The organism is Pseudomonas kairouanensis, from assembly GCF_004682055.1.
Taxonomy (GTDB): domain Bacteria; phylum Pseudomonadota; class Gammaproteobacteria; order Pseudomonadales; family Pseudomonadaceae; genus Aquipseudomonas; species Aquipseudomonas kairouanensis.
Map to the genome: position 1 here is coordinate 1 of NZ_QUZU01000062.1, position 21,625 is coordinate 21,625.

General features: G+C 54.0%; 18 protein-coding genes. 7 read left to right on the forward strand and 11 right to left on the reverse strand.

Going from position 1 to position 21,625, the window contains the following annotated elements; translation table 11 throughout:
* Positions 1-65: 65 nt before the first annotated feature.
* The 3 genes from DYL59_RS28950 to DYL59_RS28960 all read left to right on the forward strand — a co-directional run bounded on the left by DYL59_RS28950 (position 66) and on the right by DYL59_RS28960 (position 1,622).
* Complete coding sequence (locus DYL59_RS28950) at positions 66-962, forward strand: recombination directionality factor (protein WP_135292218.1); 897 nt, start codon at positions 66-68, stop codon at positions 960-962.
* Positions 963-1,019: 57 nt separating this feature from the next.
* Positions 1,020-1,232: a hypothetical protein gene (locus DYL59_RS28955; RefSeq protein WP_135292219.1), complete on the forward strand. Its 213-nt coding sequence runs from the start codon at positions 1,020-1,022 to the stop codon at positions 1,230-1,232.
* Between the two features lie 66 nt (positions 1,233-1,298).
* The gene (locus DYL59_RS28960; RefSeq protein ID WP_135292220.1) at positions 1,299-1,622 is read left to right on the forward strand and encodes a hypothetical protein; all 324 of its coding nucleotides are present in this window, start codon (positions 1,299-1,301) and stop codon (positions 1,620-1,622) included.
* A 9-nt stretch (positions 1,623-1,631) separates the two neighbouring features.
* On the opposite strand, the gene DYL59_RS28965 is transcribed toward DYL59_RS28960, so the two are convergent.
* Entirely contained in the window at positions 1,632-1,979 is a 348-nt protein-coding gene (locus tag DYL59_RS28965; protein ID WP_102666330.1) for a helix-turn-helix domain-containing protein, read from the reverse strand.
* Between the two features lie 139 nt (positions 1,980-2,118).
* On the opposite strand from DYL59_RS28965, the gene DYL59_RS28970 reads away from it, so the two are divergent.
* The 3 genes from DYL59_RS28970 to DYL59_RS28980 all read left to right on the forward strand — a co-directional run bounded on the left by DYL59_RS28970 (position 2,119) and on the right by DYL59_RS28980 (position 3,705).
* Complete coding sequence (locus DYL59_RS28970; protein ID WP_135292221.1) at positions 2,119-2,472, forward strand: hypothetical protein; 354 nt, start codon at positions 2,119-2,121, stop codon at positions 2,470-2,472.
* Positions 2,473-2,597: 125 nt separating this feature from the next.
* Positions 2,598-3,389, forward strand: a complete 792-nt coding sequence (locus DYL59_RS28975) for a hypothetical protein (RefSeq protein WP_135292222.1) — start codon at positions 2,598-2,600, stop codon at positions 3,387-3,389.
* 37 nt (positions 3,390-3,426) lie between these two features.
* Positions 3,427-3,705, forward strand: coding sequence for a hypothetical protein (locus DYL59_RS28980; protein WP_135292223.1), 279 nt, complete (start codon positions 3,427-3,429; stop codon positions 3,703-3,705).
* Positions 3,706-3,711: 6 nt separating this feature from the next.
* Here DYL59_RS28980 and DYL59_RS28985 read toward each other — a convergent pair whose 3' ends face one another.
* The 9 genes from DYL59_RS28985 to DYL59_RS29025 all read right to left on the reverse strand — a co-directional run bounded on the left by DYL59_RS28985 (position 3,712) and on the right by DYL59_RS29025 (position 18,770).
* Entirely contained in the window at positions 3,712-6,822 is a 3,111-nt protein-coding gene (locus tag DYL59_RS28985) for a type III restriction-modification system endonuclease (RefSeq protein ID WP_135292224.1), read from the reverse strand.
* A gap of 10 nt (positions 6,823-6,832) precedes the next feature.
* The gene (locus DYL59_RS28990) at positions 6,833-8,851 is read right to left on the reverse strand and encodes a site-specific DNA-methyltransferase (protein WP_202877210.1); all 2,019 of its coding nucleotides are present in this window, start codon (positions 8,849-8,851) and stop codon (positions 6,833-6,835) included.
* 84 nt (positions 8,852-8,935) lie between these two features.
* Positions 8,936-11,629 (reverse strand): ATP-binding domain-containing protein, encoded by a 2,694-nt coding sequence (locus DYL59_RS28995; protein ID WP_135292225.1) that lies wholly within the window; start codon positions 11,627-11,629, stop codon positions 8,936-8,938.
* Positions 11,626-12,327, reverse strand: coding sequence for a DUF4391 domain-containing protein (locus tag DYL59_RS29000; RefSeq protein WP_135292226.1), 702 nt, complete (start codon positions 12,325-12,327; stop codon positions 11,626-11,628). Before DYL59_RS29000 ends, DYL59_RS28995 begins: the two co-directional genes overlap by 4 nt.
* On the reverse strand, positions 12,324-15,623 hold the full coding sequence (locus DYL59_RS29005) for a helicase-related protein (protein WP_135292227.1): 3,300 nt from the start codon (positions 15,621-15,623) through the stop codon (positions 12,324-12,326). The genes DYL59_RS29000 and DYL59_RS29005 overlap by 4 nt, the downstream gene beginning before the upstream one ends.
* Positions 15,610-15,819 carry a hypothetical protein gene (locus DYL59_RS29010; RefSeq protein WP_078822347.1) on the reverse strand — a complete coding sequence of 70 codons (210 nt, stop codon included), beginning with the start codon at positions 15,817-15,819 and terminating at the stop codon, positions 15,610-15,612. The genes DYL59_RS29005 and DYL59_RS29010 overlap by 14 nt, the downstream gene beginning before the upstream one ends.
* A gap of 221 nt (positions 15,820-16,040) precedes the next feature.
* Positions 16,041-16,736 carry an inovirus Gp2 family protein gene (locus tag DYL59_RS29015; RefSeq protein ID WP_135292228.1) on the reverse strand — a complete coding sequence of 232 codons (696 nt, stop codon included), beginning with the start codon at positions 16,734-16,736 and terminating at the stop codon, positions 16,041-16,043.
* A gap of 370 nt (positions 16,737-17,106) precedes the next feature.
* Entirely contained in the window at positions 17,107-17,337 is a 231-nt protein-coding gene (locus DYL59_RS29020; protein ID WP_135292229.1) for a helix-turn-helix transcriptional regulator, read from the reverse strand.
* A 56-nt stretch (positions 17,338-17,393) separates the two neighbouring features.
* The gene (locus tag DYL59_RS29025) at positions 17,394-18,770 is read right to left on the reverse strand and encodes a hypothetical protein (RefSeq protein WP_135292230.1); all 1,377 of its coding nucleotides are present in this window, start codon (positions 18,768-18,770) and stop codon (positions 17,394-17,396) included.
* A 129-nt stretch (positions 18,771-18,899) separates the two neighbouring features.
* Here DYL59_RS29025 and DYL59_RS29030 point away from each other — a divergent pair, with 129 nt between their 5' ends.
* Positions 18,900-19,769 (forward strand): hypothetical protein, encoded by an 870-nt coding sequence (locus DYL59_RS29030; RefSeq protein WP_135292231.1) that lies wholly within the window; start codon positions 18,900-18,902, stop codon positions 19,767-19,769.
* A 316-nt stretch (positions 19,770-20,085) separates the two neighbouring features.
* Here DYL59_RS29030 and DYL59_RS29035 read toward each other — a convergent pair whose 3' ends face one another.
* Positions 20,086-21,534: an aminotransferase-like domain-containing protein gene (locus tag DYL59_RS29035; RefSeq protein WP_135292232.1), complete on the reverse strand. Its 1,449-nt coding sequence runs from the start codon at positions 21,532-21,534 to the stop codon at positions 20,086-20,088.
* Positions 21,535-21,625: the final 91 nt, after the last annotated feature.

Sequence of the window (21,625 nt, forward strand, 5' to 3'; positions counted from 1 at the left end):
CCTTGGCCACTCCATTCAGTTCGCGCTGCGTGGCTGGCCTTTTTTTCATTTCCAGGAGAACCATCATGTTGAAAGGCTTAGCCCTGACACCCCCAGTGCTTGGACGCATCTCCATCGGCAAAATCGTCGAGAGAAATGGTAAGCGCCTGCCGGAGAAAGATGATCAGTTCACCATTACATCCCAGGTGCAAAGTAGGGATGGCTGGCTACTACACCCACTCAATGACGAACTGCGCCAGAGCAAGGAAGACAAGCTGCGCAGTATTCCTGTGCGCCTTTTGTTCAACGAGCCTGAGCTGAATTTCCGCGCCGACTACACCCTGTTCGACCGGCAGTCTGGCAGGCCGTTGTGCGTGGGCAATGGCGAGACCTGCAAGCGTGCCACTCAAGACGGCATGCAGTCACTGCCCTGCCCCTCGCCGGATGCGTGTCCATTGGCCAAAGGGGGTGCCTGCAAGCCTTATGGTCGGCTGAACGTACTCATCGGTGATGACGATCCGCTGGGCAGCTTCGTGTTCCGTACTACCGGCTTCAATAGCATCCGCACTCTGGCCGCCCGGCTGCATTACTTCCAAGCCATCTCGGGCAACCGCCTGGCCTGCCTGCCGCTGGAACTGCGTTTGCGCGGCAAGTCCACCCGGCAAAGCCACGGTACGCCGATCTTCTACGTCGATATCACCGTGCGCAGCGGTATGAGCGTGGAGGAAGCGTTGCTCGGCGCTCGGCAGCTCGATGAAGCCCGGCAATCTGCGGGCTTCGATCAGGCCTCATTGGACTGCGCAGCGAAGCATGGGCTCGGCAACGGGGCGTTCGAGGACAGCGAGGAAGACGGTGGCGCCGTGATCGAGGAGTTTTATTCGAGCATGGATGCCGCCACCGGCTCTGCCGAGAGTGACGAACCGCAACCAGCACCCAACTCACTCGCAGGCAAGCTGGAAGCGCTCGCCTCGCACGCCATCTGATACCACTCCTGCCTGGACTGAATGCATCGGCCAGGCAGCCTCTTTCGGAGAGCCGTCATGACCCTGCTTCGATTTCTATTCTGCCTATTCATTTTCATCGGGGCTCTGGCTGCAGCAGTCGTACTGGTGCTGAGCATCCTGCTAATGCTGCGTTTCCCGCCGCTGCTGGTCGCCGTAGTCCTTGCGTGCTGGATTCTGAACCGCCTGTGCAAGCTGCTGCGCGCATCCGGCCAAGACAACCCCACGAGAAATCCCGCATCGCAGGGGTAACCTCAGCAACCTTTATGAGCGGCCAGACAGGGAATGGCCGCACTTAACCCATCAGGAGAATGAACAGTGATCAGACAATGTTTGATCTGCGACTCAAGAGCCGTCCTGCCCCAGGAGGTCGCAAGAGGCATTGCTCTGCTGGCCGGCCTGGCCGATGGCGCGCTACGAGGAGTTCAGGACACGAATCAGGGCACGCAGGTTCGCCTCGGATACAACTCGCTACTGAGTGGGCTGGCCGCCATCGCACCGACTTACCCATCTGCGCTGCGATTGGCTGAGGATGTCGCCAAATATCACTTCGCAGGCTTCGACTGTCTGTGCCTGCGCTGCGGCGCTTTATTCGATGAGGCGGTGAAGGAAGCTTCTGAGCAAGCGCCTCAGCCGACGTAATATAGCAACTCATTCACGACCGAGCCGGTCAACAAGACGCTCCACCACATCCATGACGAGTGCGCGGTCACCCGTATCCAGCGTGGACAGCAAATCGTAGAGCCTGCGCGCCTGGTCTTCTGGGCGTGAACTGCCCGCCGTCAGCAAGTCGGCGGTTTCACAGCCAAAAATTTCCGCAAATTCGACCAAACGCTCGATGTTAGGCATGACGATCCCACGCTCTATACGGGATACGGCCTCGCTTCCAATCCCAAGCTTTTCCGCAACCTGCTCCTGACTCAGCTTGCAACAAGAACGCTGGCGAGCAATTGCTTGACCAACAAGCTCCGCCAGCTGCTTCGATTCGGTTTTTGACATGCCACCCTCCAATTCAACTTGAATGGTTGGTCATCAACCTATTGACATGAAGGACTTATCAAACCGAGACTCAACCTAAAAAGTTGATATACGACTTTTTCTCCAAACCACTATCTCTTGCAGGGAGCTCAGAAAAGCCATGATCGTCGTAACCGGTCTGAATGAAGCGCAAATTGAAGGTCTCGTGAAGAGCAAAGCGTCCTTCGAGATCCATGGCCTCAGGGGCAATTTCATGGCAGGAATTAAACTTGTCGAAACCAAGATTGAAAGTCTGGGACTGAAGTGTCGAGTCACAAGTGATGTGAAAAGTACTGTGGTACAGGGCGGCGCACTTGGTGCTGTATTCAGCGTCCTAACAACACCTGCAACATTGACCATAGCAACATTGACGGCCGTAGCAGGTGTGGGCCATGCGCTAGTCACTTACAACCCCGACTACGAAATCCTCAAAGACTACATCAATAAAAAACTCAGGGTCATGTACAAGAAATAGCTCTCAGATAGTTACCGAAAGCGACATTGATTGCCCCACGACACGCCGGGGTTCGCCTTCATCATCGGCCGTTAAACGGCCTGCTCTGATTTCGTCCTCAACAAAAGCAACAAACTGGAGAACCCATGAAACGGATACTCAGCATCCTTCTGCTCGCTTTCTGCGCCAACGCAAACGCCGTCGTGGATCATTACGCATGGGGCAACATTGCCTTCCCAGACGAGACCTCCACCAGCGGTCTTCCCGAAGCTATTCCGTGCATCGCCAAGAAATCCTTCAACGGCCAACCCATGATCAAGTGCACCTGGCTGGAGACCTCCCGGGAAGTGCTCATCTTTGATGCCCAGCGCCAGCAGGAACGACGGTATGTCAACCAAGTAAGTGGCACGTGCCTGCGCGGTAAGTGCCGGACAAACTCTACCTTGGTAGGGGAGTGGAATCAGGATGCTTTCTTCGCGCTGTCGATCTGGTATCGAATCGGCATCAGCACCGACGGCAAGCCAGTGGCCTACCGGGTCGATACCTCTAACCAGGTGTCGTACGCCAAAGCCGGTTCTATCCTGTACCAGTTCTACCTGGATATTGGGGTCCCTGATAATCAGCTCGTCCCCACGTTTGACGGGCGCTATGAAGGCGGCTACGCAGCTTGGCAAGCACAGAAAGGAGGTAATCAAGTAGCGGCTGTACAGCCACCAGCTACCCCTCCCCAGTCCAAATGGCCAGATGTAAAAAGTGCGTGGTGCAACCCGCGCATGGACGATGACTGCTACATCAACGAGAAGAGGGTTCCAATCGCAGAACTGGGTAAATGGTTGCCCGACATCAGCGAATCGAATGCCGATCAGCTAGGAGGTCACTGTGAAACTATCCTCTGCTTCGACAAAGATGACCAGCCGATGGGCTATCTGCTGCAATAACAATCCTGAGGACTACTAGCCTTGCTGATTGTTGAGGATGTTGGCCGCACTACTCGCGTTCGCCAGCATACTCGCCGGCTGCGTGACGGCACTGCTACTGATGATCATGATGGCGCGTTTCCCTCTGCTGCTGATTGTCGTACTGCTGGCCTGCTGGGTCTTTAGCCAAGTTCAGGATATTGTCGGAAACGCATCGGATAAAAGAAAAGTCCTGTCTGAGCAACCGTTTAGCGGCTCAATACAGGACTTTTTCTTTTGTCAGGAATACCCAGATAAGCAACAGATCATTTTTGAGTTTGATCTGTCTGGGCGTTGATTCTGCTTACTTCACCAGCTCCATCAGCTTCCCGAAGCTGTTCACCACATCGTACTTGACGTTCTCGGGGGCATACTTCTTATTGATCTCGTCGAAGAACTTCCGTGCACATTCGATTTTTGTAGCCTCAATCGGACGCAAATCCAATGATGACATCGAACCCTTGGTTTCAGCCACAAAGTACACATGCTTGATCACTCCTTCCTTGAACGAAATCGCCCAGTCGGGGTTGTAATCGCCAACGGGCGTGGGGATCAGGAAGCCGCGCGGTAATTTGGCGTACACGACCACGTCGGTGCACGTGTCCAGCTCTTTCACAAACTCGCGTTCGATGCCAGAGTCGGTGATTACGTAGTCGTAGATGTGACGGTTGAGTTTGTCACCGGCCTTACTGAAGTCCTGCTTGGTCTGACCAGAAGTGAAGATGTCCAAATCAAACTTTTCCTCAACGGGGTCGTAGGCCAAGTGCTCAATGATCATCGTTGCCTTCTGCTCATTGATCAGTCGAATTGCTTCGGCGATGAAGCTTTCAGGATTGGTACGAAACTGCGCAAATATCGCGACACTGATGCCTTTAAGGATGTCCGCCGTCGTGCGTCGCGTTAGTTTCGTACCCTCGGCAACCTTACCAATGAGGTCATACTTCACCGTTGAATGAATTGACTGCTTGTCGTACTCAACAGTCGTTTTAGAAACTTTGAAACCATCACCGCTCTTCAGCGCATCGGCAGTTACCTGATCGATCTGCTCACCTTTCTGGATCGTATACTGCAAGGGCGTCACTCGTAGGCTCTTGTCCAGCTCCTCGACTGCTTTCTTGACCAGTTCCGCCGAATCAAAGTCAACACTGTAGGCGGCCTTGCGATTGATCCGATTCCACAGTTCCTTGAATTCCTGTTTGTCGAAGTTACTGTTGAGCGGATTCTTCTTTGGCCGACGGTCGTCGCTGATTTCAAACATCTGACTGTAGCTGAAGACGCTGTCGATTAGCTGGTACACCTGCTCGGCATGAGGCTGCAGCTCCGGGGGCAGCGGAGCCAGGGTGCCTTCCTTCTTGGCGTCGTGGTACGCGCCTGTAATGCGGTCAGCATCGTCGCTGTAGTCGTTCTTGAGCAGGTATTTGTAGATCTGCTTGGCCAATTGCGGCGTGACTTCAATATCGCCAGTTGGGGTCTTGAGTACCTTACCAGTGAAATAGGCTTCGTCAGCGACCTTAGGACGCGCTGACAAAGATTCGCTGATGTCCTTCTGCAGCGCAGATACGAAGTCCTTATAGCTCTCGCTTGCCACTACGGTTAGCACGTTTACGTCATGGACGATGGCGGGGTGATCCATTCGGTCACCGCTCTGGTTAACGGACAAGCGTAAACCACGACCTACCTCCTGCCGCCGCGAGATGGTGTTGTCGCTGTGCTTGAGCGCACAAATGACGAACACGTTAGGATTGTCCCAGCCTTCACGCAAAGCGGAGTGCGAAAAGATAAAACGTACTGGCTCGTCGAATGACAGCAAGCGCTCCTTGTCCTTCAGGATCAGATCGTAGGCATCCACATCATTGGACAGCCCTGCATTTTCTCCGCGTTTCTCCACATCGGGATCGGCCAGCCGCTTAGTCTTCCTGTCGATGGAGAAGTAGCCGCTATGCGTCCTGCCTGCATCAATACCCTTCAGGTACTTGATATACGGCGTTTCATCCAGGTCCAGCACCTCGTTCAGGTACTGGCGGTACTCCTCTTCAAAGATACGTGCGTAGTCGCCTTTCTCGTCCGCTGTCGAGTAATCGCGGTACTTGGCCACTTCATCGATGAAGAACAAGGTCAACACCTTGATACCTTGTTGGAATAGGGCCAGCTCTTTATCGAAGTGTGCCTTGATGGCTTCCCGAATCTGGATGCGGCGCAGCGCTTCTTCGTTGACATCCCCGGTGGCCTCGCCAACAAAGAGCTCCACGCCGTTCGTGAAACTCAGGGTATCCGTGTTGGCATTGATGTCCGCGACCACATAGCCACGGTACTGATCCAGCTCGTTTGAAAAGCCATCAGAGAAGAGGTTGTCGCCCTTGGAGAGCTTGCGCACTACACGCTTGATCTCGCCGCTTTTCAGCTTCTGCTCGAACTCAACACGGGCCACAGGTGCCTTGCTCGAAATCTCGATGGACTGCAAGTACAGATAGGCATTGGAGCCCGCCAGCCCCTTCACTGATATGCCGCGTACAGCGATTTTCTTCACCAGCTTCTGGTTGTAGGCGTCCAACGCGTCCAGCCGATGGATCTTGTTGTGCGTGGTCTTGTGAGTGGCCGAGTAGCGCAACACCATCAGCGCCTTGAATTCCTCCAAGGACTTCAGGGTTGCCGCACCCTCCATTTTTTGTGGCTCGTCCAGGATCAGAATCGGCCGATTGGCGCTGATCACATCAATCGGGCGGCGCGACTGAAAATCATCGAGTTCGTCATAGATGCGCCGGTTATCAGCGCCACGGGCAGCAAACGCCTGCACGTTGATTACCATCACGTTGATCCCAGCATCCGACGAGAAGCTCTCCAGATGGTGCAACTGCTTGGAGTTGTAGATGAAGAAGCGCGCTTTCTTGTGGTACGTCTCCAGGAAATGCTCTGCGGTGATCTCCAGTGACTTGGCCACGCCTTCACGAATGGCAATGCTGGGCACCACTATGATGAACTTGCTCCAGCCGTACTGCTTGTTCAGCTCAAAAATGGTCTTGATGTAGCAATAAGTCTTCCCAGTTCCGGTTTCCATCTCGATGTCAAGATGCAGGTCTGATACTGCTTTGGCAGTTTCTTTGTATTGCGCTGTTGCTGCAACACGCTCCCGATTGCCATTGAGCGTATAAAAATCGGTCAATGAACTCGATAGTGGTAAGTTCTGCTGATGCTGCACCTGGGTGATGTTTTCCAGCAAATTGACGCCCGTCAGCTTCAGGTCAGCGTTCTTGAACCCACCCTTGGCAAACAAGTCTTCAACCCCTTTCTTGGCCTTGCCCGGATCGATGCGGTAACTGATAGCCTCCGTTGTAACGGGCGGTTGACCTTTGAAGCAGTCGACCACGGCTTGCACCGCCGCTGTCTGATAAGACTGCGTCTTGAATTTAAGTTTCATCGCATGCCCCTCAGATGCATTTGACTTCGGTGGCTGGCGACAACAGCTTGAAAATCTGCTCGACATTGATTTTGACAGCACTGTCTTTGTAGCCTCCATCGCGGAACACCACACGAAGGGGCTGTTGCTTGGCCAGTTCTTTCACGAATGCTTCGTCGATGCTGCCACTAGAGTCGAAGCAGGCGGCGAGCGCATCGCCATCGACAAAGAACACGTCCTTGCCTTGAATGGACTGCTTGCTAACCGGCAGGGCCAGATCGACGCCCCAGTCCAGCATCACCTGGAATAGCAGGTCTTCGAACTTGCGGTCGGGCTTGATGTTGTCGACGGCGTTGATGAGATCACCTTGACTGACGGCATCGGGGACGTAGTAGATCTCGGCCATGTTTGATGAGTCTATCCGTAGGGAGCGGAACCCAACGTCAAGGTTCTGACCAGAAGAACTCAAACTCGAAAGACTCGATGCACCTGCTTTACGAATACGTTCTCGTGTGAGTTCTGCAATGGACCCATAGCCGTCTTTTGCAGCCTCTGACTTAGGATCGGGAGCTTCAGCAACTTGCACTACAACAAAACGGCGGCCCCCACCATCTTCGGCATTGGCCTCCATCACAGCTTGAGCTGTAGTCCCCGAGCCAGCAAAAAGATCAAGAATAATTCCATCTTTATTATTGTCCGCCCACTTTATAAGTTGCTTTATCAAGCGAACTGGCTTTTTCCCGTTGGCGAATGCAATGCCGCCCTCTCTAGCAACATTCCCCATATCTTGATGAAAACCTTTCCAAAGGTCTCCACGAATAACAGTTCGGCCAAATCTCGGCCGGTAGTCATCCGACATGCGATAGTTTAATGCGAGGGGAATTAACGCTCTTAGTGTGCCATTTTCAAGCGTTGTCAAAAAATATGTACGATGGTCCGTCTCAAAAGACTCCCAATGGCCAGTTGGTATTACCTTTCCTGAAGCGGATACGGGTGGTCTGTCGATGCTTGCTATTTTTTTTAGATTTTCAGAAATGAACGTTCTTGCTGCCTCCGAGACCGAGAGCAACTTGTCGATACTTTTAAGGCTAAATCGGCCTCGCACTGCAAGTTCATATCGATGAATGTCACTTCCAACTTTGCTGTCGGCAAATAGCTTCTCTGCAACGCTTCCTAAAGTCCCATCATCATTCAGCCAAACCGAATAATGCGTATCGTACGTATCGATGCCATCAAGGAGTGGCTTATGGGGCTTCTTGTCAAATTCAGCTGATTTTCTGTACACATGAACGAACTCAACGTTCTTCACGATAGTGCCCTGCTGGGCATTTACCGTTTTTGGGCCTGAAGTCGTCGACATTTCGACAGCGATTGTGTCGATGAAATTCTGCTCCCCAAAGATCTCATCTAAAATTCGTTTTAGATTGGCAGATTCATTATCATCAATAGATGCAAATATCACACCATCATCAGAAAGTAAATTTCTTGCTAGTTTCAACCGCGGATAAATCATACTGAGCCAGTCAGAATGAAAGCGTCCATTTGCCTCACTATTGGCTACGAGACGATTTCCCTGGGGGTCTTTTTGATTAGATCGAAAAAAATACTCATCAGAACTTTCTGCAAAATCATCTTCGTAAATAAAATCACTCCCAGTGTTATATGGCGGATCGATATAAATCAATTTCACCTTACTGAGGTAGGTTTCCTGCAAAAGCTTTAACGCATCGAGATTATCGCCTTCGATGAACAGGTTCTTCGTGGTATCAAAGTTCACGCTTTCCTCGCGGCAAGGCCTCAGCGTTTTGGCAATCGGTGCATTGGCTGTCAACAACGCCTCGCGCTTTCCTGGCCAGTTTAGGTTGTAACGTTCCTGCGGCCCTTCGACGATCGATTCGGCAAGCTCCTGCCGTAGTTGGTCAAAATCCACCGCCAGCTTCACGCTACCGCCTTCCCCCTTGGCCTCAGTGACACAGCCCGGAAACAGATCACGAATGCGGGCGATGTTGTCCTGCGTGAGATTGGGTGAGTGCATTTTTAGCTTTTCCATGTTCTTTTCCTCTAGCTGCCGAGCTTCCGTTAAAGAAGCTCAGCGGCTCAATTGTTCAAGTTCGTTTTGATAGATTCAGTCGTGTTATTGCCAGTCCTGGCAAAAGTGCACACGCAGACTCTCGATAGCCGATGGCAAAGCGCCCTCGCAGGTCACGCCCAGATAAGTAGCCGCACGAGTGGTGCCCACGTACAAGTATTTGTCGAAGAGCTCAGGGTGTAGCTCGGCAAGCTGGTCGATGCCAATAAAGAAAACAGCCTCGAACTCTAGGCCCTTGATGTGCTGGATATCAAACACACGCACATTGCTTTCTTGCCCAACGGCCTGGCCCTCGCGGCAGGCGATGACCTGGAAGTTGTGCTCGGCCAGCGCGGCATTCAGTGCCTCAGCCACCGGGGCTACGTCATTTTCAGTATTCACAAAGATGGCGGTGGACGGTAATTGGCCTACAAAGCGCTCAATCTCACGAATGCGATCTGCGAGCCAGCTGACAACGACCGCTGTCTCGCGTGCATGCTCCAACAAGGCAGGCGCCACGCCCGAACTATCCATATTCGCGGGTAAGCTGACGTTTTGCTCGGTACCAGCGACGGCGCGGATCATGGCACGGGCCAAGTCGTTCAGTTGCTTGCTCTGACGGTAGGAGACGGTAATCTCCTTTATGTCGAAGTCGGCAAAAACCCACTTCAAGTCGTCAGCGGAGCGCGCCCCCCAGGTAGTCAGGCGCTGGTTGAAGTCGCCGCAGGCAAAAAACGAGCGAAGTTGTGGGTGCGCCAGTACTGCCATACAGGCGAGCTGAATGGGCGAAAAATCGGTCGCCTCGTCCACCAATACTTGGTTGCGGTAATGCCCAAGGATGGGCTGGAGCGATGACCAAGCGGGGCTGTCGATATCGCGCAGGACGCTGGGCAGTTTGAGCAGGTCGCCTCCGGCGCGCAAGATGGCCAGCAGCACAACATCGAGTTCGAGTGGATGGATGTCGCGTGCCTCGAAGCCCTCGCTGCGATACCAGCTCCCGGTTTCTTGTCGCTCTCGCCGGAACACACGGTAGTGTTTGGGAATGCCGTCGAGGTAGCGTTTGACCGGGTTCACGAAGCGCCGGGCGCTGGTCTGCACTAGAAGACTCGCTCCCACATCTGCACGGTCGGTCTCTGCCAAGCCACGATCTGCCAGCCACTCAATGATTTTGCCGTTGCGAGAGGTCTTGTTCAGCATACGCTTGGAGGCTGCTGACCGAGCCTGGGCACGCACGGCTTGCATGTAGGCGTTGAGAGCTGCCGCGCGCCCCGTGCGCGATGTTGTGGTGTCTTCTTCCTCGTCGGCATCGAAATCGTCTTGCTCGTCGGTCTCAGTTGCCTGCGCCTGCTGCAAGCTGTCGATGACACGAGCTAACTCATCTAAAAATGCCCGATTGCGGTTGAGCTGCAGGTTGAGCGCAGCTTTGATCTTGCCGTCAGAGGCTTCCTTGAGGCTGGTGACGAGCGCCTGCACCTTAGGGAGTTCTGCGGCCAATGAGCCGAACGTGGAGGCCAGAGTGCCATCACCGGCGCGCGCTAAGATGTCTTTTAAACGTATACCCAAGCTCTTGACGTCGGGGGACTTGGCATCATGGAGTAGAGCCGCAGCTTCATGCAGCTCCTGCACGTAGGCGCTGCGTTGCCATGTATCGAAATCGTCAAACCACTGAATGGGTAGGTCGAGTGCAGCTTCGCTAAGGCTTGGCAAGCTCTCTTTCAGGACGAAAGTGCCGCCGCCAGAAGCAGTTCTGAGAACGCCAAAAGCATTCCTGGCCAGCTCGCGCCGATAGTCCTGCCAAGTTCTAATGCGCAGATCTGAAGCAGGAACGCCTTCTCGGGCAAAAGCCTCTTTGAGGTACTGTTTGAGCAGTTCGGTAGGCGTGAACATCAGCCAGCTGTTGGAATGCGCAACGCCTTGCGCTGCAGCGACTGTCTCAACCAGGCGTTGCTCGCCTTCTTCCAGAAAAGCGGTGTCGAGCTTTTGGCCGAGGCGCCGGATCAGGGTCGTCGTTTTGCCGGTACCGGGTGGACCCAAGATCAGCAGGCGCTTGTCGAGAGGAAGACGGAAAATCTCGTCCTGATATTGATCGAGTACGGGCTGATCCCGCAACCCCATCTTGGTGATGACGCTGCGGCGAACGCCGTCGATGATGTTGGCCTTGACGGTCTCCTCGGCCAGCAATTGGCCCAGGATGTCCTCTGTGACCTCTTCCCCGGCAACCTCAATCAGCAGCGCTCGCAGCGACTCGATGGTGAGAGGCCCGAAATGCTCGGCTTCAACCACGGTGTCGCGAGAGTCCCACCCATCGGCGAGTGCACTTGGCCGGAGTTGAGCTCGCTCAAGAACCTCAACAACGGCTCCATTGGGAAGCGTGAACTCTGCACCAATCGCCAATGAGGCCAATCGTCCAACAGGGGCCCGGTAGCTGGCCAAGTTGGGAAAGCCCGATACCGGCGTAGTGCGGCAGATGTAGTAGGTTTTCTCTTCGCCCTCTTCATCAACCACCACAACGCGAGCAATGGCGGGCTCTGCCACCAATACCCGGTAGCTTTCACGGTTCGCCTGGCTGATCTGATCCAGTCTTTGGATAGCCGAACTGGACGTCATCGTATTGATGCTTGCCAGGGCATCGGATCCCAGTGTTCGTCCATCAAGAAGCTTGCTCTTGGAGGCTTCGGCGATGCTTTCGAGTTGCGCTAACGCCTCGCCCGCGACCTGCTCGATGTGTCTCTTCGATTCGTCATTCAGGCTCTGCGTCATGGGTTCTCCCTACCAGTCAACTGTTCAAGTTCGTTTCTTAGCTGTCGCAAGAGCGCGTTGATCTCCACCTTGCGGTTGAATTGCTTTTCTTTGGCAAGCTTGTTGGCGGCCTTCTCGACCTCAAGCTGCTTCGCCGCAACCTGTTCGACACGAGCGACCAAGTCACCAAGGCCTTCTTGCTGGCGCGCAGGTGTGGGAATCAGGCGGTGAAGCACCTGTTCGTACAAGCCACCCAAATCGAGCGCCAACGGCATGGCGGCGCGCTCCATATCGCTCGGTAACCACGCCGTAGCAAAGTAGTCGCTCAACACCCAACGGCTCGCGCCTGATTCGTTCGGGCGCTTGTACGCGGCGACTACCTGTGTTCGGCCGTCAAAGCTCAGCTCGAAGATAATGGGGAACTGCACCGCACCATCTATGCAGCGCAACACATCCAGATTCAGCTCCGACGTCTTGAGCTGGATGGCGAAGATCTGAAGCTCCGGCACACTGGGTCTAGCGGGTAGGTTGATCGTTTCCGGAGCCAGCTTGTATTGCCAGAAGATCTGTTCCACTTGCTCGACGAACAAGTCTTTCAGCCGTGTGTTGGCTCCGCTGTGTTCGTAGATCTTGTTCTTTGGTAGGTTGCGGCCAAAAGCGGCCTGCTTCGGGTAGCTGATGAACGCGGCGTTCGACTCCATTGGCGACATATGACTCATCCGGCCTCCTGAATTACCAAGAAGGTGATGAGCTCGAAGTCGTCCAGACCGGCAATGGTGTTGACCAGCGCAGTGGTTTTGCCGCCGCTGAACAGGCTGTCCAGATCCTTTTCCTCCTTCACCTCGATCATCGAGCGAATGGTCTTGCCAAGCAGGTCGGAATACACCTGCATCTTGCGTCCGTCTGCAGTTTCCTTGTTAAACAGGCTGCAGGCTTCCGGAATGGGCTGCGCTTGACCCTTGCAGCAACTGCGCACCAGATCGAGCAGGCGTTTGACCTCGGTGTAATCATGAATGACCTCACCCTCACGACTGATGTAGACGAGGTAATACGGGTGCAGACGGTTATGTTGGCTAACGCTGACGCTCGAGTTGCGGTTCCGCAGTGTAAATATCACGCCTGGACGCAGGCCAAACTCAGTTTTTGCTGACACAGCGGCGTGCATGCCGCTCGGTACGTTGCACAACTCGCCATTGGCTTTGACGTAGTTGAGCAAGTCCATGCGGAAGTCGTTGAGCCCCAGATCTGTGATCGAAACGCCCGTTTTCAGGTCTTCCAGCTCGATAACTTCTTCTTGCAGGCGGCGCAGCTGCTCCTTGCGGTAGGACACATCGTTGGCTTGGGCGCTAAGCACATTGTCGTCGCCCGTGGCGGTGACATCGGCAATCATCATCCGGCTCTCGACGCGTTCCTTGAGGTTGATGTACTCGTCAAGCGAGATGTCGGGCCAGTAATTGACCAGTTGGATGCTGCTGTTGGGCGATCCGATGCGATCCACTCGACCGAAGCGCTGGATGATGCGCACGGGGTTCCAGTGGATGTCGTAGTTGATGAGGTAGTCACAGTCCTGCAGGTTCTGGCCCTCGGAGATGCAGTCGGTGCCAATCAACAAGTCGACCTCAGCCGGTTCGTTGGGCAGGACAATGGCCTTTTCTTTGGAGCGCGGCGAGAAGAGGGTGAGCAGCTCCTGGAAGTCGTAGCTTTTCTTCTGAGCTGTGTTTTTTAGCGTCGACTGAGGCGCGCTACTGCCAGTAACCTTCGCTGTATGCAGGTACTGATTGGCGAGCAAATCAGTGGCCAGATTGTCATAGAGGTAATCGGCCGTATCAGCGAAAGCCGTGAAAATCAGTACTTTTTTATTGCCGGGATTAATGGGATTGGCAATCTTGTCGAGCACTAGCGATTTCAGGTGCTGCAGCTTGGCGTCTTCGGCTGGCGTGATTTTGCTCATCGAGGCCAGTAACGCCGAAATGATTTCCAGGTCAACTTGGAGTTCATGCTCCCAAGAAGGCAGATCCATATCTGCCAGCTTTATCCGAATTGAGTTGCCGATTTCTAAGTCATGAAACGAAGGAATACCGTCTTCTTCAGCCTCAATTGAGCCCATGGCTTCTGTAAGGCTGGCGACTTCTGTTACACCGCCCCGACTCTCGAACTCCTTAATCAGGCCGAGAACGCGCAGGTGGTTTTCTTTCAAAGCATTAAGTGTGCTGCGGAATGCATAAACAGAGCTTTCAAGGCGCTTCAGTAAATTGGTTGTCATCAGTGCTACCAGGCTTTTTTCCCGGTCTACCTGACGCAGCTTGCCTCGACCGCCTTCAACCTGCGTGTCGTACATCTCTTCATACTTCGCCAAGCGGCTAGGCAAGATGTAGCTGATGGGGGCATATACAGCGAGCTTGAGCAGAGACAGCTGCTCGAAAATCTCGTTGAAACTCATTACATCCGTTCGTTGCTCAGCATCCACAACCAGTGGGCTACGAAATGACAAGGGCTTGCGCCGCTCAGGGAATTGCCCGATATCCGTGGTGTCGTAGAAGGTCTGAATGTGTTTGCGCGAGCGTGCGATCGTGACGCTGTCAAGCAACTCGAAGAAATCGAAGTCGAGCGAGTCCAAGATGGCACGAGCCGTGCGTTCCTCAGTTGGAAGTTTTGACCAAGCGTTAAAACTGGCCTGTGCACCACGGAAAATTTCCTCGACAGTTTTGCCAGTACGCAGCTTCTTGCTTAGGTTTTCGGAGTCGCCTTCGTAGGCTAGGGCGAGTTGGTTGCGTAGGTCATTGAAGCGGTTGTTCACTGGGGTAGCTGAAAGCATCAGCACCTTGGTTTTCACACCGTCTTTGATGACTTTATTCATCAGCTTCTGGTATCGGGTCTCCTTATCCTTGAAGGCATCGTTGTTGCGAAAGTTGTGCGATTCATCGATGACGACGAGGTCGTAGTTACCCCAGTTGATGCGGTTGAGCGGAGTGCCAAACGACTCGCCACTGGTGCGAGTGAGATCGGTATGACACAGCACGTCGTAGCTGAATCGGTCACGCGCAAAGATGTTGGTCTTGAGGTTACGGTTGTAGTTGAGCCAGTTGTCCGCCAGCTTTTTGGGGCAGAGCACCAGCACCGACTTGTTGCGCAGTTCGTAATACTTGACGACGGCTAGGGCTGTGAAGGTTTTTCCCAAGCCAACGCTGTCCGCCAGGATGCAGCCGCTATAGGTTTCTAGCTTGTTGATGATCCCGGTGGCCGCATCCTTCTGGTAGTTGAAGAGTTTGTTCCAGATGAGCGTGTCCTGGTAACCGGTACGGTCGTTGGGTAAAACGTCCTCATCGATGTCGTCCAGGAACTCGTTGAACATGTTGTAAAGCATCAGAAAATAGATGCTCTCAGGCGAATTTTCCTGGTAAACAGCCGCAATGTGATCGCAGATCTGCTGGGTGACGTCTTCCAGTTTTTCCGGGTCGCTCCAGATCTGATTGAACAGGCTCAGGTAAGTTGCCGTGAAGGTTGGCTCGTCCATTTTGTTGACGAGGTTGGAGACAGCATTGCCTTGCTGGTAACCGAGATCGACGGCTGTAAAGCCGTGCAATGGCATGTAAGAGGTGTCCGTTTCAGCAGATTGCACGCAGGCGAACTGTTGCATCGGCGCCTTGCTGCGATTTGACTTGAAGGTGGCCTTGCGCCGCATCCATTCTGCGCACTCTTTGGCAACCGCTCGCTGGGTAAGCTTGTTTCGCAGCTGAATCTCGAACTCGCTACCGTAAAGGCTGCGCTCACGATCCAGCTTAGGGATGTGGAATTCCTTTCGCTCTTTGCGGACCTTGTCGGCAACCCCGCTGGCAACGAAGGTCGGGGAGGTGAAGATGAAGTTCAGCTCGTCGATCTTTTCCAGCTCAGCTTTCAGCGCTTCGAATGCATACATCGAAAAACAAGATGCTGCGATACTCAGGCGGGAACCTGGTTTTAGCGTCGCTTTGAGGTCGTCACCCAGCAGCCTTGTAATATTGTCAATGAGCTCCATCGTTTCCCTTACCTTTTTTCGTCTCTTCCTCTAACGGCGCTTCTGCCTGCAGACCCTGCTCCTGAGCATATTTCAGGATTAGCACCTCAATCATCGAGGCAATGGAGCGCCGCTCTCTTTCCGCTGCAATTCGCAGCAGCTGCTTGATGTCTCTAGAGGTACGAATGGACAGGGTTTCGTCCTTGGGGCGCTTCATGACTCAGTCCTGCAGTTTTTGTGCTGCAAATGTACTGCGCCTTGCCATCAATAGCGACTCAAAAATCCAGAACCGAGCAAACTGCTATTCCCATCACTAACTCAAGACCAGGTCGGCGTGATCGATATAGCAGCCGCAGCTTGCAGGTACTCAACAAATTCAAACCAGGCACGCCGCCAACTGATGCATCTCATGGTCAATCAGGGCGTCCCGAGTTGCGCTTATCCCCGGCTTGTTTCGAAGCCTCGCTGGCGATCCCCGTAAGACTTTGTAGCCTCCTTGCACATGTAGCTGGCCCGCCGAAACAACTCAGGCAGCTCATCCATCTTGCCGTCGGGGACGTCCCGGTAGATTCGATACGTGGCATTGTCAGTGATATGCACCAGCCCCCGTATCTGATCGACTGATAGCTGCAAAGCACTAGCCCAAGCTTCCTGCAGGCGCGTCACGAGATTTCGATTCGTAGATTGCAATCGGCCTGGCCTGTGATAAGCATCATGATTAAGCAGGAATACTAGGTGGTAGTGCGGCCTTCCACTCATTCCAACCTCCCTTGCCCAGGCATAGCGAACCTTGCAACCACGAGCATCCTGCTTTTCCTCACGCAACTGGCTGCGGTGGTAGTCAATCTTGGCGCAGAAGGACTCGATAAACCTGCTAATGATCTTGTTGGTGTTAGCGGACAGATCTATCTCCCTCGGCAAGTGGAGGTCCATCCGGAATGCCATGACCCGAGGATACTGAGTCAGTGCTCGCTGGATAACGCGCAGGAGACTTGATAGGTACTCCTCTACATACGGCCCCTTGTCGACCATCAAGGGCAGGCCACGGTAGGTAGGCCCGTACTGCAGATGGAGGTTGGTGTTGCGTGGATGACGAAGCGGGTGGTAGCTCGTGTTATTGGAATGACGAAGCATGGGTATGACTCCTAGTTGAGTTTCATACCGATCTTCATCATGTGTAATTTTTTACGCTCGACTGGTTACCTGGAGCTCTCTCACTGGACATCTGGTCAGTGCCTGCAGCTCATACCTCAGTAACACTGCGAATCCTATGGGTAGGAGAAGCTAGTAAAAGCATAATACTAGTGCCGCAAATGATGCTCTCGACTGCACGGTGATTGCGGGATGTTTTTTCACGGCCACTCCGTGATTTTCTTCAGGGCCTCTACTCCGGAAATAAACCATCGCTCTGCTCGGCCTTCCAGGGCGTCCGACGCGGGACTCCAGCCTACCCGGCATAAGCGCCATGACCAGCCATAGCCGGTCATGGCGCTTATGCTGGTTTCTAGCTGGCCATACTCAGGTGGCCGGCGGACCGCACTGCAGCTCCCTCAGCCAAGTCACGCTCTTCGATACGTGCCAAGATCCAATCGTGCACCTCGCTGTCGACCCAGCCGACGCAGCGGTCACCGAGAGATACCGGTTTTGGGAAGCTACCTTCCGCGACGTATTTGTAGATGGTCGACCGGGCAAGACCTGTCGAGTCGATGACTTCTTTTAAACGGATTATCCTCATGAACGGGGCTCCTCGTGTTCGTTCAGAGGATTGGCAGGGGCGATAAAAAATAACCGCTAGACGGCTTTCGCTCGTGCCGGCGTGAGCAAACCCGCCATTTCTCTAAGCTCGATTGGGCAAAGGGCTTCCGTAGTGACTTCCATCGTTTCAACGTGCTCGCCGACCTCCCTCAGCAGCCTGCCACCGCCAGCACCCCGATCAATCAACATCGCTAAACAGGAATACCCCGACCGTAAACCACTGGATAGAAGTCTGAAGTTCAGGCTTGGCCAGGCCAGCCCATCAACCTGTGAAAAGCGCACCTTGCACACGCGCGCGAACTGAATAGTCATGCCCCATAGAAAATCTATGATTTCAGCATCGTCAAGCAACCTCGCATCTTTAGCGTCCTTCATCGGTTTGCGAAAAAATGCGCTGATGTCTTCTCGGATGCAAAGGGCAAAGTCTGACTTGACTGCATCTAGCTGCTCCCAGTGCTGTGTCAGAAGGTCTGTCACACACCTACTCAAAAAAAACTCCAGCTGCTCAACCGCGTGCTTGGGCGCATACCTAAAAAGCCGGATAACTGAGGGCGGTGTGGATAGCTCATACAACGAATATTTATGCCTAGTAGCGGGATTGCGCCAGAGCTCAAGATCAAACCAAACGTCCCCCAGGTACCGAACATCCTCAGCCCCTTCGCCCACACGCTCATGCACAACGAAGCTGATCAGATCCGTCCCGGGGGTGATTTGCCGATGATTCAGATTAAGGACATAAGTGCTTTTGAGTTTTTCAGCAAAAATGGGACTGGCAACTCCGGGCACGTGTCGTCGAATAAACCCCATTCCAATAAGCTTCTTAATCCGTTGTTTAAGGCTTGCCTGCTCAAGGCCGGTGAGTCGACATAGCTCTACATTCCCGAGCGAATTTACTACACCAAAACGGTCTGCATGAGCGGATAGCACTGCAAGAAGAAGTCGATTGGATCGACTGAGTAAAGAAGTGCGGTTCGGCACTGCTACCCTCTTTTGCTCCGCCTTCACGGTATTAGCCGGCATCGCATAGATTTCCACGTCGGGCCTGGTGGCGTGAATGTAAGGCCCCTTGATTAGGTGCTCGACGGCGCCAAAGTGAGGCGCAAGATCTAGGGGGCGTGAAATAAAACTCGCAATCCCGAGCTTATTGGCCACATCGTCATGGAGGCGAAACGATTTTTTCAGCCGACCGGCTCGTTGAGCCAGCGCCGCTGTAGCGATAAGGATCGATTCTTTGAGGAGCAAGTTGAGTGCATTGGCACACTCTCTCGTAGGCACTCCAAGGCAACCAGCCAGCTCATCAATAGTGATCGGCCCTGTGTCAGTGAACTCATAACGCAGGTAAAACGACGCCAGCGTGAACCGAGCCTTGGAATCCAGTCGCACTAAACTCAGTGATAAAAGGCTAATTAGCATATGCAATCCAGAAATAATCACAGCTAAATATACCCTATTTTTATCGGATAAATTTGATGTCGTTATGCATAACGTTATCGATAATGAATATACTGGCCCTAGCGAAGGCTCCAGCAGGAATAGATGAGAATGGGACGCAAAAGAGTAGTTGGACTGGATTGGCTTGATTCTGAAAATACGAATCAACGCCTTTGGGCCTTGAAGTATTTGCAAGCGAAAGGCTTAGAGCGAATTTTCGATAGCGGGGAGAGGATCCTTCCGAATGAGCTTCCGTCCCACAACGAAATGCTGGATGCAGGCATGTATATCGAGCAGGACGCTGGCGCGAGCAAACTATTTCGGGACATGAAGGATGCTTGGCGCCAGGAGAGAGACAGAAACAAGAAAAAGGAGAGCGGCCGCCAAGCGCGCGCATTCACTCTGAGTACAGCCACCAAGAACCATCTACAAACCATGGCCAAAGAGCAAAAAAAGAGCCCCTCCGTGCTGCTGGAAAGCATGATTACAAAGGCTTACGCAGCCCATGTGCGCAGACAGCAAAGGCTACTGCCGAAACAAACTCTGCAAGGGAATCGTCAGCACACAATTCAAGACCTTCACGAGATGTTCGTCGGAGGCGCCATACAATCCGATAACTCAGCCATCCCCAGCCACTCCGTAACTGAAGAATCGATGGGTGAACATGAGCTGCTGGAGCAGAAGTCAGGCGAGTACACTTCGGTAGCTTCAAATGAGCGCTCTAGATCGAAGGCTGCCCCAGAAATCGTTGAATCTCTGCTCGAGCAGGAAAAGGCTATTACCCTCATTCCAGATTCATCGTGCAATAGTCAGGTGCCGTCCGCGGCGGCAGAGGATGATCAGCCAGAACAAGCAGCACCGGTGGATTTAAATTCAATCCCGACCGATGATTTCCCTCACGCTCAAACCGAAAACCCTTCACCCGTGGTGAAAATCAGTCCCCAAAAGAGAAAAACGTTCAGGTTATCCAGCGTTCGCTAACCAAAAGCCTGGGACAAGGAACAAAGTGATTAACTGTCCGATCTGGAGCGACATACAATGTTTGGCATTCCAAATGGCATTCCATGCAAAAAATAAAACCGATCTTTTTCTTAATAAACAACAAGTTATATTTCCTGTTCAGATTACCCCGGCCCACCACTTCAACATCTAAAGACGTCCACGGACGTCTTTTTTTGTGCCTTGAACCCGGCGTCAGCATCACAGTCCCCCTGCTGGAAGCCCTCCAGAGTCCCAGCCGTTTATACATAACACCCCGAACCCACCGATCCCCTTCTTGGCAGCCCCCCCAAAAACACTAACCCCCCCGCCCCACCACCCCACTCCCCCCTTCCATCTCCATCAACTGCCCCACCGTCTGCCCCACCTTCTGCACTGCCATCTCCACCTTGCGCGTAGGCGCATTCGCGAAATTCAATCGGATGCAGTTCCGGTATTTTCCCGCCGCCGAGAAAATATTGCCGTTGGCCACTTGCACGTCCTGGGCCTCCAGCAGGCGATTAAGGGCGTAGGTGTCGAATTCTCCGGGCAGTTCGACCCATAGGGTAAAGCCGCCCTGGGGCTGGCTGACGCGGGTGCCCGCGGGGAAGTAGCGGTTGACCCACTCGCTCATCTGGTCGCCATTGCGTTTGTATTGTTTGCGCATGCGGCGTAGGTGCAGGAGGTAGTTGCCCTTGGCGATAAATTCGGCCACGGCCAGTTGTGGCTGGGTGACGGTGGCGCCGGAGCCGATGTACTTCATGTGCAGCACTTGGGGCAGGTAGCGCCCTGGGGCGATCCAGCCGACGCGCAAGCCGGGGGCCACGGTTTTGGAGAATGAGCTGCACAGCACCACGCGGTTGTCCTCGTCGAAGGACTTGAGGGAGCGCGGTCGTGGGTAGCGGTGCGACAGGTCGCCGTAGATGTCGTCTTCGATGATGGGTACGTCGAAGCGCTGGGCCATGCGGATGAGTTTGAGCTTGCGCTCGTCGGGCATGATGTATCCCAGAGGGTTGTTACAGTTGGCGGTCAGTTGGATGGCCTTGATGGGCCACTGCTCCAGGGCCATTTCCAGGGCTTCCAGGTTGATGCCGGTGACCGGGTCAGTGGGGATCTCCAGTGCTTTGAGGTCGGCGGCCTTGAGGATCTGCATCATGCCGTGGTAGCTGGGCGAGGCGATCGCCACGATGTCGCCGGGCGAACATATGGCGCGGATCGCGGTGGACAGGGCCTCCTGGCAGCCGCTGGTCACAATCAGGTCGGCTGCGGTCAGGCGGCAGCCCGAATCGATGGACAGCCGGGCGATCTGTTCGCGCAGGGCCAATACACCCTGAATATGGTTGTACTGCAGGCTGGCGCTGTCACTGCGTCGGCTGATGCGGGCCATGGCGGTGAGCAGCGGCTTGAGGGTGGGCACGCTGATGTCCGGCATGCCGCACCCCAGTTGCACAACCTCGGCGCGCTGATCGAAGCGCATCAGTTCCTGCACCATGTCCCACTGGGAAATGTCCACCGGCCGCAGGATGGGCCGACCCATCTGCGGCAGGGGCGCCACGCGCCGGTCCGCCGGCACGAAATAGCCCGATTTGGGGCGCGGTATCGCCAACCCCGAACATTCCAATACACGGTAGGCCTGTTGCACGGTGGTCAGGCTCACACCGTGCTCATGGCTCAGGGTGCGTACAGACGGCAAACGCTCGCCAGGCCCGTACAGGCCTTGCTCGATGCGGCTGCTGATGAATTCGGCGAGGTTCAGATAAAGAGTCATGGGTCTGACTGTAGCTGCTCATCTGTTGCTTAAAAAGTTACAGACCGACCTTTTTTTGAAAAATTTTCAGCGGAAAAACCCAATCTGTATT

What these genes read in the sequence shown, in the direction of transcription:
- DYL59_RS29015 (WP_135292228.1), bottom strand. Translation starts at nt 16,736, where the DNA reads ATGCTTCGTCATTCCAATAACACGAGCTACCACCCGCTTCGTCATCCA.
- DYL59_RS28950 (WP_135292218.1), top strand. Translation starts at nt 66, where the DNA reads ATGTTGAAAGGCTTAGCCCTGACACCCCCAGTGCTTGGACGCATCTCC.
- DYL59_RS28955 (WP_135292219.1), top strand. Translation starts at nt 1,020, where the DNA reads ATGACCCTGCTTCGATTTCTATTCTGCCTATTCATTTTCATCGGGGCT.
- DYL59_RS28970 (WP_135292221.1), top strand. Translation starts at nt 2,119, where the DNA reads ATGATCGTCGTAACCGGTCTGAATGAAGCGCAAATTGAAGGTCTCGTG.
- DYL59_RS29030 (WP_135292231.1), top strand. Translation starts at nt 18,900, where the DNA reads ATGGGACGCAAAAGAGTAGTTGGACTGGATTGGCTTGATTCTGAAAAT.
- DYL59_RS28980 (WP_135292223.1), top strand. Translation starts at nt 3,427, where the DNA reads ATGTTGGCCGCACTACTCGCGTTCGCCAGCATACTCGCCGGCTGCGTG.
- DYL59_RS28985 (WP_135292224.1), bottom strand. Translation starts at nt 6,822, where the DNA reads ATGAAACTTAAATTCAAGACGCAGTCTTATCAGACAGCGGCGGTGCAA.
- DYL59_RS29025 (WP_135292230.1), bottom strand. Translation starts at nt 18,770, where the DNA reads ATGCTAATTAGCCTTTTATCACTGAGTTTAGTGCGACTGGATTCCAAG.
- DYL59_RS29035 (WP_135292232.1), bottom strand. Translation starts at nt 21,534, where the DNA reads ATGACTCTTTATCTGAACCTCGCCGAATTCATCAGCAGCCGCATCGAG.
- DYL59_RS29020 (WP_135292229.1), bottom strand. Translation starts at nt 17,337, where the DNA reads ATGAGGATAATCCGTTTAAAAGAAGTCATCGACTCGACAGGTCTTGCC.
- DYL59_RS29005 (WP_135292227.1), bottom strand. Translation starts at nt 15,623, where the DNA reads ATGGAGCTCATTGACAATATTACAAGGCTGCTGGGTGACGACCTCAAA.
- DYL59_RS28990 (WP_202877210.1), bottom strand. Translation starts at nt 8,851, where the DNA reads ATGGAAAAGCTAAAAATGCACTCACCCAATCTCACGCAGGACAACATC.
- DYL59_RS28995 (WP_135292225.1), bottom strand. Translation starts at nt 11,629, where the DNA reads ATGACGCAGAGCCTGAATGACGAATCGAAGAGACACATCGAGCAGGTC.
- DYL59_RS29000 (WP_135292226.1), bottom strand. Translation starts at nt 12,327, where the DNA reads ATGAGTCATATGTCGCCAATGGAGTCGAACGCCGCGTTCATCAGCTAC.
- DYL59_RS29010 (WP_078822347.1), bottom strand. Translation starts at nt 15,819, where the DNA reads ATGAAGCGCCCCAAGGACGAAACCCTGTCCATTCGTACCTCTAGAGAC.
- DYL59_RS28975 (WP_135292222.1), top strand. Translation starts at nt 2,598, where the DNA reads ATGAAACGGATACTCAGCATCCTTCTGCTCGCTTTCTGCGCCAACGCA.
- DYL59_RS28965 (WP_102666330.1), bottom strand. Translation starts at nt 1,979, where the DNA reads ATGTCAAAAACCGAATCGAAGCAGCTGGCGGAGCTTGTTGGTCAAGCA.